The organism is Pseudomonas sp. URMO17WK12:I6 (assembly GCF_003253625.1).
GTDB lineage: Bacteria > Pseudomonadota > Gammaproteobacteria > Pseudomonadales > Pseudomonadaceae > Aquipseudomonas.
In genome coordinates this window covers 154,527-171,106 of sequence record NZ_QKYZ01000012.1, presented here as the reverse complement: position 1 = coordinate 171,106, position 16,580 = coordinate 154,527, and the positions used below count along the sequence as shown (strand labels likewise).

The following is a 16,580-nucleotide window of genomic DNA, read 5'->3' as shown; positions in this document are numbered from 1 at the left end:
GTGACCAAAGGTCGCACCCTTGAGTTAGAGCTACAGGCGTATCATTGCGCCACTGCAACACCTCTTTTTGACCGCGGTCGGCACGTACTGACCGAGGCATTTTTCCACTGCCGTGGGATGCAATGATGAGCAATCAGATTCCGGTACACGACGTCACTCCACCTGCCAAGAACGCGAACAACAGCGTCGACCTCTACGCCTCTCGAGAAAAGATCTACACCCGCGCCTTCACCGGCCTGTTCCGCAACCTGCGGATGACGGGTGGTGCCGCACTGTTTCTGCTGTATTTCGGCACGGTGTGGCTGAGTTGGGGCGGTCATCAGGCCGTCTGGTGGAACCTGCCGGAGCGTAAGTTCTTCATTTTTGGCGCGACCTTCTGGCCCCAGGACTTCATCCTGCTCTCGGGCATTCTGATCATCAGCGCCTTCGGCCTGTTCTTCATTACCGTGTATGCCGGTCGGGTCTGGTGCGGCTACACCTGCCCGCAAAGCGTCTGGACCTGGATCTTCATGTGGTGCGAAAAGGTCACCGAAGGCGACCGCAACCAGCGCATCAAGCTCGACAAGGCGCCGATGAGCGCCAACAAATTCCTGCGCAAATTCAGCAAGCACACGATGTGGCTGCTGATCGGCTTCGTGACCGGCATGACCTTCGTCGGCTACTTCTCGCCGATTCGTGAACTGGTGATCGACTTCTTCACCGGTGAAGCCGATGGCTGGTCGTATTTCTGGGTCGGTTTCTTCACCCTCGCCACCTACGGCAACGCCGGCTGGCTACGCGAACAGGTGTGCATTTACATGTGTCCGTACGCCCGCTTCCAGAGCGTGATGTTCGACAAGGACACGCTGATCGTCTCCTACGACCCGCGCCGTGGCGAAAGCCGTGGCCCGCGCAAGAAAGGCATCGACTACAAGGCTCAGGGCCTGGGCGATTGCATCGACTGCACCATGTGCGTCCAGGTCTGCCCCACCGGCATCGACATCCGCGACGGCCTGCAAATCGAATGCATCGGCTGTGCGGCCTGCATCGACGCCTGCGACAGCATCATGGACAAGATGGATTACCCACGCGGCCTGATCAGCTACACCACTGAGCACAACCTGTCGGGGCAAAAAACCCATAAACTGCGCCCTCGCCTGATCGGCTACGCCCTGGTGTTGCTGACCATGATCGCGTTGCTGGTGACCGCGTTCTTCATGCGCTCGCTGGTCGGTTTCGATGTCAGCAAAGACCGCGTGCTGTACCGTGAGAACGCCGAAGGCCGGATCGAAAACGTCTACAGCCTGAAGATCATGAACAAGGACCAGCGCGACCACACCTACGTGCTCGAAGCCACCGGCCTGCCGGACCTCAAGCTGCAAGGCAAGCGCGAGATCAAAGTCGCCGCCGGGGAAATTTTCAGCCAGCCGGTCGAGTTGTCCAGCTCGCCGGAGCAACTGCCGTCGAGCACCAACGAGGTGAAATTCATCCTCAAGGATGCCGATGACGCCAGCGTCCACGTTGAAGCCAAGAGCCGATTCATCGGCCCACAAATTCGTTGAGAGAAGTGATCATGCCCGCAGCAACTGCCGCAAGTCCTTGGTACAAGCACCTTTGGCCGTGGATCATCATCGCCATCCTGGCCTGCTCGGTGACCTTGACCCTGTCGATGGTGACCATCGCGGTGAACAACCCGGACAACCTGGTCAACGACAACTATTACGAGGCCGGCAAAGGCATCAACCGCTCCCTGGACCGTGAACTGCTGGCCCAGACCCTGCAACTGCGAGCCAGCGTGCACCTGGATGAGCTGACCGGCGAAGTCGACCTGCGCCTGAGCGGCAACAGCCAACCGAAAACCCTTGAGCTGAATCTGATTTCGCCGACCCAGCCGGAGAAGGATCGCAAGATCACCCTGGCCCGCAGTGAAACTGAACAGGGCCGCTACATTGGCCAGTTGAGCGACAAGGTTGAAGGCCGGCGTTTCGTTGAGTTGTTGGGTATGCAGGATGACAAGACCTGGCGCATGTTCGAAGAAGAACAGGTCAGCCATGCCAAGGATCTGCTGCTCGGTGATGAGCCGTTGCAAGGTGCCGAAGACCTGAAGAAATAGTCACAACGATCTCCTGTGGCGAGCGGGCTTGCCCGCGTTCGGTTGCGCAGCAGCCGCAAGTTGTCTACTCGATCTATCGAGAAGTTCGCGCTGACTGTCTTTGGGACCGCTGCGCGGTCCAACGGGGCAAGCCCCCTCGCCACAGAGGCCTTTGGGCCTGCCACAATGGTTTTCATGGCAACAAACATGACCAGTCCAACCCCCTGCTACCACTGCGCCCTGCCCGTCCCTGCCGGTAGCCGCTTCACCGCCGCTGTCCTCGGGGATACCCGCGAATTCTGCTGCCCGGGTTGCCAGGCGGTGGCCGAGGCCATCGTGGCCGGTGGGCTGGAAAGTTATTACCAGCATCGCAGCGAAGCCTCGGCCAACCCCGAAGCCTTGCCGGTGCAGTTGGTCGACGAGTTGGCGCTGTATGATCGCGCCGACGTGCAGCAACCCTTTGTCCGTCACGAAGGCGAACTCGCCGAAACCACTCTGTTGATGGAAGGCATCAGCTGCGCCGCCTGCGGCTGGCTGATCGAAAAGCATCTTCGCAGCCTGCCGGCGGTGGCCGAAGCACGCCTGAACCTGTCCAACCATCGCCTGCACGTGCGCTGGGCCGACGCGCAATTGCCGTTAAGCCAGGTGCTCAGCGAATTGCGCCACATCGGTTACGCCGCTCACCCTTATCAGGCCGACCGTGCCAGCGAACAACTGGCCAGCGAAAACCGTCTGGCCCTGCGCCAACTCGGGGTCGCCGGGTTGCTGTGGTTCCAGGCGATGATGGCGACCATGGCCACCTGGCCGGAATTCAACATTGACCTCAGCCCCGAACTGCACACCATCCTGCGTTGGGTCGCGTTGTTTCTCACCACGCCGATCGTGTTCTACAGCTGTGCGCCGTTCTTCAAAGGGGCGATGCGCGATCTGCGCACCCGGCACCTGACGATGGACGTCTCGGTGTCGCTCGCAATTGGCAGTGCCTATATCGCCGGGATCTGGACCTCGATCACCGGGGTCGGCGAGCTGTATTTCGATGCGGTGGGAATGTTTGCGCTGTTCCTGCTGGCTGGGCGCTACCTGGAACGCCGCGCCCGGGAACGAACCGCCGCCGCGACCGCACAACTGGTCAATCTGTTGCCCGCCTCCTGCCTGCGGCTGAGTGCCGACGGCCAGAGCGAGCGGATTCTGCTCAGCGAGCTGCGCGTGGGCGATCAGGTGCTGGTGCACCCCGGCGCGATCCTGCCGGCCGACGGCAAGATCCTCGACGGTCAGTCGAGCATTGACGAATCCCTGCTCACCGGCGAATACCTGCCGCAACCACGAACCCTGGGCGACGCCGTCACCGCTGGCACCTTGAACGTCGAGGGTGCGTTGACCGTGGAGGTCCTGGCGCTGGGTCAGGACACGCGCCTGTCGGCCATCGTCCGCCTGCTGGATCGCGCCCAGGCCGAAAAGCCACGGCTGGCGGAAATCGCCGACCGCGCCGCGCAATGGTTCTTGCTGCTGACGCTTATCGCAGTGGCCGCCATCGGCCTGCTCTGGTGGGAGCTGGATTCATCGCGAGCGTTCTGGATTGTCCTGGCGATGCTGGTTGCGACCTGCCCGTGCGCCTTGTCCCTGGCCACGCCGACCGCTCTCACCGCCGCCACCGGCACGCTGCACAAACTGGGGCTTTTGCTGACGCGCGGCCATGTACTGGAAGGCCTGAACCAGATCGACACGGTGATTTTCGACAAAACCGGCACCCTCACCGAAGGTCGGCTGGCCTTGCGTTCGATCCGGCCGCTTGGGGCACTGGCGAGCGATCAATGCCTGAGCCTCGCCGCCGCCCTGGAAAACCGTTCCGAACACCCGATCGCCCGGGCTTTTGGCCGCGCGCCGCTGGCCGCCGAAGAGGTCCACAGCACGCCGGGCCTGGGCCTTGAAGGCTTGGTCGGCGCGCAACGCCTGCGCATTGGCCAACCGGGTTTTGTCTGCGAGCTCAGCGGTGCTCAAGTGCCGATGATGCCCGATGAACCTGGCCAATGGCTGCTGCTCGGCGACAGCCAGGGACCACTGGCGTGGTTCGTCCTCGACGACCGTTTGCGCGCCGACGCCCCCGCTCTGCTGGCGGCCTGCAAGGCTCGCGGCTGGCGCACCTTGCTGCTGTCCGGCGACAGCTCGCCGATGGTCGCCAGCGTCGCCGCCGAACTGGGCATCGACGAGGCCCGTGGCGGTTTGCGTCCGGACGATAAATTGCAGGTGCTGAAACAACTGCACCAGGAAGGCCGCAAGGTGTTGATGCTCGGTGACGGGGTCAACGACGTGCCGGTGCTGGCCGCCGCCGACATCAGCGTGGCGATGGGCTCGGCCACCGATCTGGCAAAAACCAGTGCCGACGCGGTGTTGCTGTCGAACCGCCTCGACGCGCTGGTGCAAGCCTTCAGCCTGGCCCGTCGCACCCGTCGGGTCATCATCGAGAACTTGCTGTGGGCAGCGCTGTACAATGGCCTCATGTTGCCATTCGCCGCCCTCGGCTGGATCACTCCGGTGTGGGCCGCGGTCGGCATGTCCATCAGTTCGTTGACCGTGGTGTTGAATGCTTTGCGCCTGACTCGCCTGCCGAGCGCGCCAGCCACCAGCGCCACGCCAGAAACCCGCCCGCTGCCGGCCTGAGCCGCGCGGGCATGGAGTCCAGATGCCAGCTCTCTACGTGATGATCCCGGCCGCGCTGCTGATCGTGGCCATCGCTATCTACATCTTCTTCTGGGCGGTCGACAGCGGTCAGTACGACGACCTCGACGGCCCGGCCCACAGCATCCTGTTCGACGACCAGGACCCGAAGCACACGGCAGCGGTCGACGAGGCCAGCGGCCATCCGGCCAAACCCGACGACAAGGCGCCACCCCATGCTTGAGTTGGCGCCACTGCTGGTCTCTGCGCTGATCCTCGGCCTGCTCGGTGGCGGTCATTGCCTGGGCATGTGCGGCGGTTTGATGGGCGCATTGACCCTGGCGATCCCCAAGGAACAGCGCAGCCGACGCTTGCGCTTGTTGCTGGCCTACAACCTGGGGCGGATTCTCAGCTACGCCGCGGCCGGCCTGCTGATCGGCCTGGCTGGCTGGGCCGTGGCCAATAGCCCGGCGGCGATGTTCATGCGCATCCTCGCCGGATTGTTGCTGATCGCCATGGGGCTGTACCTGGCCGGTTGGTGGAGCGGCTTGACCCGCATCGAAAGCCTCGGTCGCGGCCTGTGGCGGCATATCCAGCCGGTGGCCAACACACTGTTGCCAGTGTCGAACCTGCCCCGCGCCTTGCTGCTCGGCGCGCTGTGGGGCTGGCTGCCGTGCGGGCTGGTTTACAGCACATTGCTGTGGTCGGCGAGTCAGGGGAATGCGCTGGACAGTGCGCTGCTGATGCTGGCGTTCGGGTTGGGCACCTGGCCGGTGCTGCTCGCCACAGGCCTGGCCGCCGAGCGGGTCACGGCGTTGTTGCGTAAACGCAGCGTGCGCATGACCGGCGGCTTGTTGGTGATGGTGTTCGGCATCTGGACCTTGCCGGGGCCGCATCAGCATTGGCTCATGGGGCATTAGCCCCCTCGCCACAAAAACTATCGCTATCGCCAATCACCGTTGATGCAAATCAAGATGCCGCAACGCCGCACCCCCTAGACTCGCCGACACTGCCAGCCTATCCGGGGGAATGCCCGCATGCTCGACGCCATTCGTTGGGACACAGATCTGATCCGCCGTTACGACCTGGCGGGGCCGCGCTACACCTCGTATCCGACGGCCGTGCAATTCGACAGCCAGGTCGGCACCTTCGACCTGTTTCATGCCCTGCGCGACAGCCGCAAGGCGCTGCGGCCGTTATCCCTGTATGTGCACGTGCCGTTCTGCGCGAACATCTGCTACTACTGCGCCTGCAACAAAGTCATCACCAAGGACCGAGGCCGCGCCCTGCCCTATTTGCAGCGCCTGGAACAGGAAATCCAGCTGATCGCCTGCCACCTCGACCCCATGCAAAAAGTCGAGCAACTGCATTTCGGCGGCGGCACACCGACCTTTCTCAGCCACGATGAACTGCGTCAGCTGATGGCCCGGCTGCGCAAGCATTTCAATCTGCTGGACGACGATTCCGGCGACTACGGCATCGAGATCGACCCGCGCGAGGCCGACTGGTCGACCATGGGCCTGCTCCGGGAACTGGGCTTCAACCGGGTCAGCATCGGCCTGCAAGACCTTGACCCGGCGGTACAGCGGGCGGTCAATCGCCTGCAAAGCCTGGAAGAAACCCGCGCGGTGATCGACGCCGCCCGGACTCTGCAATATCGCTCGATCAACATCGATCTGATCTACGGCCTGCCCAAGCAGACGCCCGAGAACTTCGCCCGCACCGTCGACGAAGTCATCAACCTGCAACCGGACCGGCTCTCGGTGTTCAACTACGCCCATCTGCCAGAGCGCTTCATGCCGCAACGGCGGATCAACAGCAACGATCTACCGGAACCGGCGCAGAAGCTGGAAATGCTCCAGCGCACCATCGAACAACTGACGGCCGCCGGTTACCGCTACATCGGCATGGACCACTTCGCCCTGCCCGATGATGAACTGGCGATTGCCCAGGAAGAGTCGACCTTGCAACGCAACTTCCAGGGCTACACCACCCACGGTCATTGCGATCTGATCGGTCTGGGGGTATCGGCCATCAGCCAGATCGGCGACCTGTACTGCCAGAACAGCAGCGACCTGACCCAGTACCAGAAAGCTTTGGCGTCCGCACAACTGGCCACCGCCCGTGGCCTGCTGTGCAATGCCGACGATCGCTTGCGCAGGGCGGTGATTCAGCAACTGATTTGCCATTTCAACCTGGAATTCGCGGAAATCGAGCAGGCCTTCAACATCGATTTTCGCGGTTACTTCGGCGAGCTCTGGCCACAGCTGCAGGACATGGCCAAGGACGGGTTGATCGAGCTCGACAATGAACGGATCACCGTACTCCCCGCAGGCCGACTGCTGGTGCGCTCGGTGTGCATGGTGTTCGATGCATACTTGGAACACACCAATCGCCAGCGCTTTTCACGAGTGATCTAATGCCTTGCGGTTAAATTGTCGCAGGCTGGCCCGAATGTCCTCCCGTGGGGTACCCTTACGGCTTATGTGTGTTTTTTCCCACAAGGATTAAAGAAATGTCCGAGCCAGTAAAACTGCGCGCTCATAACCAGGCCCATTGCAAGGATTGCAGCCTGGCCCCTCTCTGCCTGCCACTTTCTCTGAATCTGGAAGACATGGATGCGCTGGACGATATCGTCAAACGTGGTCGCCCGCTGAAAAAAGGCGAATTCCTGTTTCGCCAGGGCGACACGTTCGATTCCGTTTATGCAGTACGCTCCGGCGCCCTGAAGACCTTCAGCCTGAGCGATGGCGGCGAAGAACAACTCACCGGTTTCCATTTGCCGAGTGAATTGGTCGGCCTGTCGGGCATGGACACCGAAAAGCATCCGGTCTCGGCGCAAGCCCTGGAAACCACTTCGGTGTGCGAGATCCCGTTCGAGCGCCTCGACGAACTGGCCCTGCAACTGCCACAACTGCGCCGTCAGTTGATGCGCGTGATGAGCCGCGAGATTCGTGACGATCAGCAAATGATGTTGCTGCTGTCGAAGAAAACCGCCGACGAGCGCATCGCCACCTTCCTGGTCAACCTGTCGGCCCGTTTCCGCGCCCGGGGCTTCTCGGCCAATCAGTTCCGGTTGAGCATGTCGCGCAACGAAATCGGCAATTACCTGGGCCTGGCGGTGGAAACCGTGTCTCGGGTGTTCACCCGCTTCCAGCAAAACGAACTGATCGCCGCCGAAGGCAAGGAAGTGCACATCCTTGACCCGATCCAGCTCTGCGCCCTGGCCGGTGGCTCGATCGAAGGCTGATCCTCGCGACGGCGGCTGAGCGAAACGGTTCAGCCGCCGTTATACTGCGACGTTTGCAGCCCGCCAGGACACTTCGACGATGGTCATCGACTCCTTCGACATCAAATCCCTGATCCGCCCCGTGATCGACTTTCCCAAGCCGGGCGTGATCTTTCGCGACATCACCCCGCTGTTCCAGTCGCCCACGGCCCTGCGCCTGGTGATGGACAGCTTCGCCCATCGCTACGTCGAGGCCGACTTCACCCACATCGGCGCCATGGACGCGCGCGGGTTCCTGATCGGTTCGATATTGGCGTATCAGCTGAACAAGCCATTGGTGTTGTTCCGCAAGCAGGGCAAATTGCCTGCCGACGTGCTGGCCGAAGGTTACGCGACCGAATACGGCGAAGCCTTCCTCGAAGTCCACGCCGACAGCCTGTGCGAGGGGGATTCGGTGGTGCTGTTCGATGACCTGATCGCCACCGGCGGCACGCTGATTGCGGCGGCCAACCTGGTTCGGCGCATGGGCGCGCGGGTGCATGAAGCGGCGGCGATCATTGACTTGCCGGAGCTGGGTGGTTCGCAACGGCTGGAAGACATGGGGATTGCGACTTTCTGTCTGACGCAGTTTGCGTTGAGCGATAAGTAAGCGGCGTCTGGAAGGACGCCTTCGCGAGCCGCCAAGTTTTCAAAAGAAGATTTGCAGATCTTTTGATTTTGATACGGTTACAGCGAAATCGGCTTACGCCCGGCAAACGAATGCGCCAATGTCCCGCCATCCACCAGTTCCAGCTCGCCACCCAACGGCACGCCGTGGGCAATGCGCGAGGCGATCAGGCCCTTGTTGCTGAGCAACTGGGCGATGTAATGCGCCGTGGCCTCGCCTTCCACCGTCGGGTTGGTGGCGAGGATGACTTCGGTAAACGTGCCCGCCTCTTCGATCCGCGCCATCAGTTGTGGAATGCCGATGGCTTCCGGCCCCAACCCGTCCAGAGGCGACAGGTGGCCCTTGAGCACAAAGTAGCGACCGCGGAAACCGGTCTGCTCCACGGCGTAAACGTCCATCGGACCTTCCACCACACACAGCAAGGTGTCGTCGCGGCGTGAATCGGCGCATTGCGGGCACAGATCGTCTTCGGTCAGCGTGCGGCACAAACGGCAGTGGCCCACCCCTTCCATAGCCTGGCTCAGCGCCTGGGCCAGTCGCGAACCGCCGCTGCGATCGCGCTCAAGCAGTTGCAACGCCATGCGCTGGGCAGTTTTCTGACCCACACCCGGCAAAATTCGCAGGGCATCGATCAGTTGGCGAATCAAAGGGCTGAAGCTCATGGGGAAAAAGTCCGACATAACAACGAGACGCGGTTTATACCCGCGCCTCTGTTTAGCGTCAAATAGCAGCGCCAATTACTCAGTCGGCGCCACCCGCACCACCAGTTTGCCAAAGTTGCGTCCTTCCAGCAGGCCAATAAATGCCTCGGGCGCGTTCTCCAGGCCGTCGACCACGTCTTCACGGAATTTCACCTTGCCGTCACGCACCCAAGGCGCCATGGCGCTGATGAACTCTGGCTGACGGTCGCCGTAGTCGTCGAACACAATAAACCCCTGAATCCGCACGCGCTTGGTCAGCAGCGTGCGCTGCAATTGTGGCAAGCGATCCGGCCCGCTCGGGGCTTCATGGGCATTGTAGGAAGCGATCAGACCACAAAGAGGAATCCGCGCCTTGGGGTTGAGCAGCGGCAACACCGCATCGAACACCTTGCCACCGACGTTTTCAAAGTAGATGTCGACGCCTTTGAAGCAGGCCAGCGCCAACTCGTCGGCGAAGTCCGGGCGCTTGTGGTCGATGCAGGCATCGAAGCCCAACTCCTCGACCACGTAGCGACATTTTTCCGCACCACCGGCCACGCCGACCACCCGCAGGCCTTTGAGCTTCGCCACCTGGCCGACCACCGAACCCACCGCGCCGGACGCGGCCGCCACTACCAGGGTTTCGCCCTCTTTGGGTTGGCCGATGTCCATCAGCCCCATGTAGGCGGTCATGCCGGGCATGCCCAGCACCCCCAGCGCCATCGATGGACTTGGCAGCCCGGACGGGACCGGAATGATGTTGCGCCCGTCGCTGATGCTGTGGCTCTGCCATCCCGTGGCGCCGACCACCAGATCGCCCTCCTGGAATTTCGGATTCAGCGAACGCTCGACACGACTGACAGCCCCACCGGTCATTACCTCGCCGATTTCTACCGGTGCCGCGTAGGACGGCGCGTCGCTCATACGACCGCGCATGTAGGGATCCAGCGACAGATACAGCGTCTTGAGCAGCACCTGACCGTCGGCCAGATCCGGCAACGCTACCCGTTCCAGGCGGAAATTCTCCGGTGTCGGCGCGCCCACCGGGCGAGACACCAGGACGATTCGTTGGTTGAGGGTCAATGCTTGTGGCATGTGAGCGTCTCCTTGATCGATGAATTTCGGCGGTATAAGTAGCAGACCGTTGTGGGGATGGCGCGTTCGATGTTTCTACTTTTCACTGTGGCGAAGGAGCTTGCTCCCGCTGGGGCGCGTAGCGGCCCCCCTCTCTACCTGAAAAGAGGGGGACTGCTGCGCAGTCCAACGGGAGCAAGCTCCCTCGCCACAGGGATGGGCAAAAACCAGCCAGAAACAAAAATGCCAGGCGCGATGCCTGGCATTTTTTAACCCATCCGACGCGCGCTGGCGAATCAGAATGGCAATTTCATACCCGGTGGCAGTTGCATGCCAGCGGTCATGCTGCCCATTTTTTCCTGGCTGTTGGCTTCGATCTTGCGCACAGCATCGTTGACGGCGGCGGCGAATACAGCCTCCAGCATCTCTTTGTCGTCTTCGCTCAGGCCTTCGACCAGGCTTGGGTCGATGGTCACGCGCTTGACGTCGTGACGACCGGTCATTACCACGGTGACCATATCGCCACCGGCTTTACCGGTGACTTCGGCATTGGCCAGCTCTTCCTGCATCTTGGCCATTTTTTCCTGCATCTGCTGCGCCTGCTTCATCAGGCCGGCCATGCCACCTTTCATCATGGGAATCACCTCAAAAGTACTTGGATAAAAACAGCGCCCGGCGAGTGCGGCCAAGCGCCTTCAGTTATTAGCCCTGACTGACCAGGGCTTCGACAGGTTCAATAGTATCGTGACGGACCACCGCCCCGAACTGCTGCATCATTTGCTGGATGAACGGATCGCCATGGATCGACTCCTCGGCCTCGCGCTGACGGTCGGCACGACGCCGGGACGCTGCCTGGGCCGGGGTTTCCTGCTCAGGCTTGATCAGCTCGATGCTCAGGGTCAGCGTACGCCCGTGGTGCTGGTTCAGCGCATCGTTGAGGCGACGTTGTTGCGTCGCGTTGAACAGGGCGCTGTGAGCCGGGTCCAGATGCAACAGCCAATTGTCGCCATCGACGGCGATCAGCGTGCAGTTGGCGGCGATGCTGCCGGTCATGCCGGACACCGGCAATTTCGGGAACAACTCCAGCCATTGCAGGGCCAGGCCGGTGGCCGGCATCGCGGCCGGTTCAGGCTCGGGCTGCGCCGCAGGTTCGGCGGTATGCTCACTGGCCAGATCGTCGAGGTAGCTGTAGGCCGAATCCATGTCCGGCTCGATGTAATCCTCGTCCAGCGGCGGCTCGTCATCCAGGTCGATGCCTGGCGTGGCGGCATCGACTTCGGCCACGGACGGTTCCGGAATCGGCGCAGCGGCCCACTCAGGCGCATCCGGCACCACGCTGTCCGGCGTCGGCATGGGCATCGGTGGTAATTCGGGTTGTTCGCCGGCCGTCTCCAGCATTGGCTCGACGGCGGGCTGCTGGACAACCTCGGGCTCTACCGGATCGTTCCAGGGCAGATCGACGACTTCTTCGACCGCTACAGGCTCGACCACAGGCTCGGGCTCAGGCACCGCCACCAGCGCAACAGGTTCAGGCGCAACGGCCGGGACAGGCGCGGGTGCTGGTGCAACCACGGGCGCCACTGGAACCGGTACCACGGCCGCAGCGACTACCGGCGCAACAATCGGCGCGGCAGCCACTGAGTTTGCGGAATCAACTGTGGCCTGGCTGATCCCCACTGGCTTTAGCGGTTGCCTCGGAGCGTCCTCGGTGTCTGCTGGCCTGAATGCGAGCATTCGCAGCAGGACCATTTCGAAGCCGCCGCGCGGATCCGGTGCCAGCGGCAAATCCCGGCGACCAATCAGGCCCATCTGGTAATAGAACTGTACATCTTCGGCCGGCAGCGCCTGGGCCAGTGCCAATACACGATCACGGTCGCCATGGCCATTGTCGACACCTTCAGGCAGGGCCTGGGCGATGGCAACACGGTGCAACACGTTGAGAATTTCCGAGAGCACGCCGTTCCAGTCCGGGCCTTGCTCGGCCAGATGGCGCACGGCTTCGAGCAATGCCTTGGCGTCGCCTTCGATCAGCGCATGCAGGACGTCGTAGACCTGGCCGTGATCGAGGGTGCCGAGCATCGCCCGCACGTCGGCGGCCAGAACCTTGCCTTCACCGAAGGCGATGGCCTGGTCGGTCAGGCTCATGGCATCGCGCATCGAACCGTCGGCGGCGCGGCCCAGCAGCCACAGCGCATCGTCTTCGAACGGCACGTTCTCGACGCTCAGCACATGGCTCAGATGCTCGACCACCCGCTCAGGGGTCATGTTCTTCAGGGAGAACTGCAGGCACCGCGAGAGAATCGTTGCAGGAAGTTTCTGCGGATCGGTGGTAGCCAGGATGAACTTGACGTAGGGCGGCGGCTCTTCGAGGGTTTTCAACAGCGCATTGAAGGAATGGCTGGAAAGCATGTGCACTTCGTCGATCAGGTAGACCTTGAAGCGCCCGCGGCTCGGCGCGTACTGCACGTTGTCGAGCAGTTCGCGGGTGTCTTCGACCTTGGTCCGGCTCGCGGCGTCGATCTCGATCAGGTCGACGAAGCGGCCTTCATCGATTTCGCGGCACACCGAGCACTCGCCACAAGGCGTCGAAGTGATACCTGTTTCACAATTCAGGCATTTGGCGATGATCCGCGCGATGGTGGTCTTGCCGACCCCGCGGGTACCGGTAAACAGGTAGGCGTGGTGCAGCCGCTGGCTGTCCAAGGCATTGATCAGAGCCTTGAGCACATGGGTCTGGCCGACCATTTCGCGGAACGAGCGCGGACGCCATTTACGTGCAAGAACCTGATAACTCATCGAAAACCGTCGCAGCGAAGGAAGCAGAAGCGGCTAATGCTAGCGGAGCAAGGCCAAAATTGCATCCGGTGCGCTCGTCTATTCTGGCTAAGCTGCACTTTGAGGAGCTTTTATCAGCTCAGGCTTGAGCCGTACCGGAGCATTTATGCACTTTGCCTTGGGGGCACTGCTATTCGTCAGCCTGAGCGTCGCGGCCGCCGAAGCGCCGTTGCGCTTTGTCGTGCCGGACAGCTGGGCCATGCCCTTGGTGCAAATCGAGCGCGACCGGCCGACCCAGGGCATTCTGCACGACATCATGCTTAGCCTGGCGACTCAGGTCGGCGCGCCGGCGCAATTTCACGTGTTGCCTCGGCCGCGAGTACAGAACGCCATGGAACACGGCGAAGCCGATGTGCGCTGTTTCGTCTCACAAGACTGGTTGTCGACCCCGTCCGGCGACTATATCTGGAGCGTTCCGCTGCTGGTTCAGCGCGACATGCTGATTGGCCGGCAAGGCCCACCCGACTCTGTCAATCCAGCGGACCTGCCACGACAGTCGATCGGCACCGTGCTCGGCTATAGCTACCCGACCCTGCAACCGCTGTTCGACGCCGACCGGCTGCACCGCGAGGACGCACGCAATCAGGAACAGGTGCTGGAAAAGCTGCTGGCTGGACGCTATCGCTACGCGGTGAGCAACCAATGGACCCTGGACTGGTTCAACCAGCGCCTGCTGCCCGACCAGCAACTGAAAAGTGTCGCGCTGGTGCAGGAACAGCCTATCAGTTGTTACGTGCGCAATGACCCCAAAGTGCCGGTACAACGCATTTTGCGTACGTTGCAGCAAATGAAAACGTCGGGGGAGATCAATGACATCATCCGGCTCTATACCGGCAACCAGACCCCGTAGCAGCTGCCGAAGGCTGCCATATAGAGCGAGTCAGGCTATTTGATCGAGTGCCTGCCATTGCGACGGGGCGACAAACCCCGCCACCCAGGCCGGCACCTCGGAGGGTGGCATCGGACGGGCGATGAAATAGCCTTGAGCGACTTCGCACCCCAGCCGCAACAACAACTCACCGTGCTCAAGGCTTTCCAGCCCCTCGGCAATCACCTGCCGACCGAATGCGCGGGCCAGGCCAATCACCGCCGTGGTCAGGGCCAGGTCATCCCGATCATTCAGAATGTCACGCACAAATGACTTGTCGATCTTGATAGTCTGGGTGCGTAAACGCTTGAGATAACTCAGGGACGAATAACCGGTGCCGAAATCACCCAGGGAAAACTGCACCCCCAACGCCTGACAGGCCTGCAAACAGGCGCTGACATGCTGGATATTCTCGATCGCCACCGACTCGACGATTTCCAGGTCGAGCATCCGCGGGGCAACCTGAGCATGCCGAGCGAGTACCTGTCTGAGCCGGTCGACGAAATCCGCGCGCTGAAAATGTCGCGCCGCGATGTTGATACTGATCGGCCAGCCCTGCCCCGCTTGCTGCCAGCGGTGCAACTGCGCCAGCACCTGGTCCATCACCCATTCGCCAATATCGATGATCAGGTCGGTATCCTCTACCAGCGGCAAAAACTCCCGGGGCGGCACCATGCCGTTTTGCGGGTGCTGCCAACGCAACAAGGCCTCGAAACCGACGACCTCGCCACGACGCATGTTCACCTTGGGCTGAAAGTGCAGGCGAAATTCACCGGCGACCAGCGCCTGACGCACCCGCTCGACGGTCTGGTGCGTAGCCTTGACCTCTTGATCCCGGGACACATCGAACAGATGAAAGCGGTTTCGCCCGCGCTGCTTGGCCACATACATTGCCTGGTCGGCGTGGCGCAGCAGGGTTTCGGCATCTTCGTTGTCGTGGGGAAACAGGGTGACGCCGATACTGGCAAACACATTGATGTCCTTGCCGTGCAATGTGTAAGGCGCCGAGATCGCCCCCAGCACGCGACTCAACGCCGCGCGCAATTCCGGCAGATCACGCACGTAACGCAACACCAGCACGAACTCGTCACCGGCCAATCGTGCCACCACATCTTCGCCACGCACAATGTCACGCAGACGCTTGGCCACTTCCACCAGCAACATATCGCCACTGGCGTGACCGTAGCCGTCGTTGACCGCTTTGAACCCGTCGAGGTCAAGCATGCACACTGCCAGCGGAATGTTTTCCTGCCGGGAAAACTCCAGCGCCTGATCCAGCAGATCCGACAGGAACGCGCGATTGGGCAGCCCGGTCAGCACGTCATGCCCGACCCGCCATTGCAGGGATTGCAGCAATTGGCGTTTTTCGCTGATGTCGAAACGAATCGACAGGTATCGGTCAACGAGCCCGGTGGTGTCGTCGAGCACCGGCACCATTGTGCTGTCGACCCAATACAACCTGCCATCCTTGGCGCGATTACAGATTTCGCCCTTCCAGACATTGCCCAGAGCAATGGTGCGCCACATGGCAGCGAAGAAATCGGCGGAATGCAGGCCGGAGTTCAGCAGGCGATGGTTTTGCCCCAGCAATTCCTCGCGGCTGTAGCCGGACACGACGCAGAATTGATCGTTGACGTAAGTAATCCGGCCGTTGAGATCAGTCTCGGAAAAAATTGCGGCGGCATCCACGGCCCTGCGGTATTTCTCATCCATGAGTGAGGCTCACTGTCGCTAGCGGAGGTACCGCTCGACCAGTGCAGGATGCCCGGAAGAGATGTTTTGAGACGTACAGCGCAGAGACACGTTATCACTCCATGAACAGCATTTGATGGCCCCTGGACCGCCGAAGATCAACTAGTCTCGGGCAAGGTAGCAACACCGACTCTGGTAACATTTCGCGAGGGTTTCAGACCGCCAACGACTTCTCTGCACACCCGGCAAGGGAAGACAATGCTGGCTGTTTCATATCGCCTAAACTTCAGACAGCAGATCACCGAAACCCCCTCCGAAGCGGCGATTCTACGAAATGCATCACATTTTGCAAAGCAAGGTGATGGATCATGCAGTTGCCTAATGCAAAAATCTATCGTTAAGTTCTTGATTCTAAATGGGAATTGAGCGATGCAAATTTCAAGTTTGGGTCCAGCCATCCGACGCTACCGCAAGGTCGCAGGGCTTACTCAGGCTGAACTCGGCGAAAAAACCGGTTTTGACCCCAAAACCATCAGCCGCTTCGAAACTGGCACCTATACCCCCAGCGTGGAAGCATTGTTCCTGCTTGCCGACGTGCTGGGTGTGAAGCTGAAAGCCTTTTTCGCAGATCTAGGCGACGAGGATGAACAGCGAGCGTACCTGTTCAACGTCATACACAAAGCCACCCCGAAGGATCTGGGAAAGCTGATCGCAGCGGTTGACCAGGCCTTGTCCAAGCCTTGATGCTAACAAATAAAAAAGGAGGCCGACCTGTCGAACGCGACAGATCGGCCTCCTTTTATATATCC

The 16,580-nt window shown here is 61.2% G+C and carries 15 protein-coding genes and 1 pseudogene; 10 read left to right on the top strand and 6 right to left on the bottom strand.

What is annotated here, in order from left to right:
* The first annotated feature begins 125 nt into the window (after positions 1-125).
* The 8 genes from ccoG to F475_RS21475 all read left to right on the top strand — a co-directional run bounded on the left by ccoG (position 126) and on the right by F475_RS21475 (position 8,604).
* On the top strand, positions 126-1,541 hold the full coding sequence (ccoG, locus tag F475_RS21510; protein ID WP_007933370.1) for a cytochrome c oxidase accessory protein CcoG: 1,416 nt from the start codon (positions 126-128) through the stop codon (positions 1,539-1,541).
* An 11-nt stretch (positions 1,542-1,552) separates the two neighbouring features.
* Entirely contained in the window at positions 1,553-2,092 is a 540-nt protein-coding gene (locus F475_RS21505; protein ID WP_111454683.1) for a FixH family protein, read from the top strand.
* A 186-nt stretch (positions 2,093-2,278) separates the two neighbouring features.
* On the top strand, positions 2,279-4,729 hold the full coding sequence (locus tag F475_RS21500; protein ID WP_018925297.1) for a heavy metal translocating P-type ATPase: 2,451 nt from the start codon (positions 2,279-2,281) through the stop codon (positions 4,727-4,729).
* A gap of 22 nt (positions 4,730-4,751) precedes the next feature.
* On the top strand, positions 4,752-4,970 hold the full coding sequence (gene ccoS, locus F475_RS21495) for a cbb3-type cytochrome oxidase assembly protein CcoS (protein ID WP_007933363.1): 219 nt from the start codon (positions 4,752-4,754) through the stop codon (positions 4,968-4,970).
* Positions 4,963-5,646 (top strand): sulfite exporter TauE/SafE family protein, encoded by a 684-nt coding sequence (locus F475_RS21490; protein ID WP_018925296.1) that lies wholly within the window; start codon positions 4,963-4,965, stop codon positions 5,644-5,646. Before ccoS ends, F475_RS21490 begins: the two co-directional genes overlap by 8 nt.
* A 117-nt stretch (positions 5,647-5,763) precedes the next feature.
* The gene (gene hemN, locus F475_RS21485; protein ID WP_111454682.1) at positions 5,764-7,146 is read left to right on the top strand and encodes an oxygen-independent coproporphyrinogen III oxidase; all 1,383 of its coding nucleotides are present in this window, start codon (positions 5,764-5,766) and stop codon (positions 7,144-7,146) included.
* 95 nt (positions 7,147-7,241) lie between these two features.
* Positions 7,242-7,976: a fumarate/nitrate reduction transcriptional regulator Fnr gene (gene fnr, locus F475_RS21480; protein WP_018925294.1), complete on the top strand. Its 735-nt coding sequence runs from the start codon at positions 7,242-7,244 to the stop codon at positions 7,974-7,976.
* Between the two features lie 79 nt (positions 7,977-8,055).
* On the top strand, positions 8,056-8,604 hold the full coding sequence (locus tag F475_RS21475) for an adenine phosphoribosyltransferase (RefSeq protein WP_086945126.1): 549 nt from the start codon (positions 8,056-8,058) through the stop codon (positions 8,602-8,604).
* A 77-nt stretch (positions 8,605-8,681) separates the two neighbouring features.
* On the opposite strand, the gene recR is transcribed toward F475_RS21475, so the two are convergent.
* The 5 genes and pseudogenes from recR to dnaX form a co-directional block, all read right to left on the bottom strand.
* Positions 8,682-9,284 carry a recombination mediator RecR gene (recR, locus tag F475_RS21470; protein WP_064619124.1) on the bottom strand — a complete coding sequence of 201 codons (603 nt, stop codon included), beginning with the start codon at positions 9,282-9,284 and terminating at the stop codon, positions 8,682-8,684.
* Between the two features lie 75 nt (positions 9,285-9,359).
* Positions 9,360-10,358: an NADP-dependent oxidoreductase gene (locus F475_RS21465; protein ID WP_363319508.1), complete on the bottom strand. Its 999-nt coding sequence runs from the start codon at positions 10,356-10,358 to the stop codon at positions 9,360-9,362.
* A pseudogene (locus F475_RS31170) lies at positions 10,333-10,386 on the bottom strand (hypothetical protein); the annotation flags it as partial. The pseudogene F475_RS31170 and the gene F475_RS21465, both read right to left, overlap by 26 nt.
* A gap of 286 nt (positions 10,387-10,672) precedes the next feature.
* The gene (locus F475_RS21455; protein ID WP_018925290.1) at positions 10,673-11,011 is read right to left on the bottom strand and encodes a YbaB/EbfC family nucleoid-associated protein; all 339 of its coding nucleotides are present in this window, start codon (positions 11,009-11,011) and stop codon (positions 10,673-10,675) included.
* A 67-nt stretch (positions 11,012-11,078) separates the two neighbouring features.
* Complete coding sequence (dnaX, locus tag F475_RS21450) at positions 11,079-13,172, bottom strand: DNA polymerase III subunit gamma/tau (protein WP_086945128.1); 2,094 nt, start codon at positions 13,170-13,172, stop codon at positions 11,079-11,081.
* Between the two features lie 145 nt (positions 13,173-13,317).
* On the opposite strand from dnaX, the gene F475_RS21445 reads away from it, so the two are divergent.
* Positions 13,318-14,061: an ABC transporter substrate-binding protein gene (locus F475_RS21445; protein ID WP_111454680.1), complete on the top strand. Its 744-nt coding sequence runs from the start codon at positions 13,318-13,320 to the stop codon at positions 14,059-14,061.
* Between the two features lie 30 nt (positions 14,062-14,091).
* On the opposite strand, the gene F475_RS21440 is transcribed toward F475_RS21445, so the two are convergent.
* Positions 14,092-15,792: a bifunctional diguanylate cyclase/phosphodiesterase gene (locus tag F475_RS21440; protein ID WP_111454679.1), complete on the bottom strand. Its 1,701-nt coding sequence runs from the start codon at positions 15,790-15,792 to the stop codon at positions 14,092-14,094.
* Between the two features lie 408 nt (positions 15,793-16,200).
* On the opposite strand from F475_RS21440, the gene F475_RS21435 reads away from it, so the two are divergent.
* Positions 16,201-16,515 (top strand): helix-turn-helix domain-containing protein, encoded by a 315-nt coding sequence (locus F475_RS21435; protein WP_018925286.1) that lies wholly within the window; start codon positions 16,201-16,203, stop codon positions 16,513-16,515.
* Positions 16,516-16,580 lie beyond the last annotated feature (65 nt).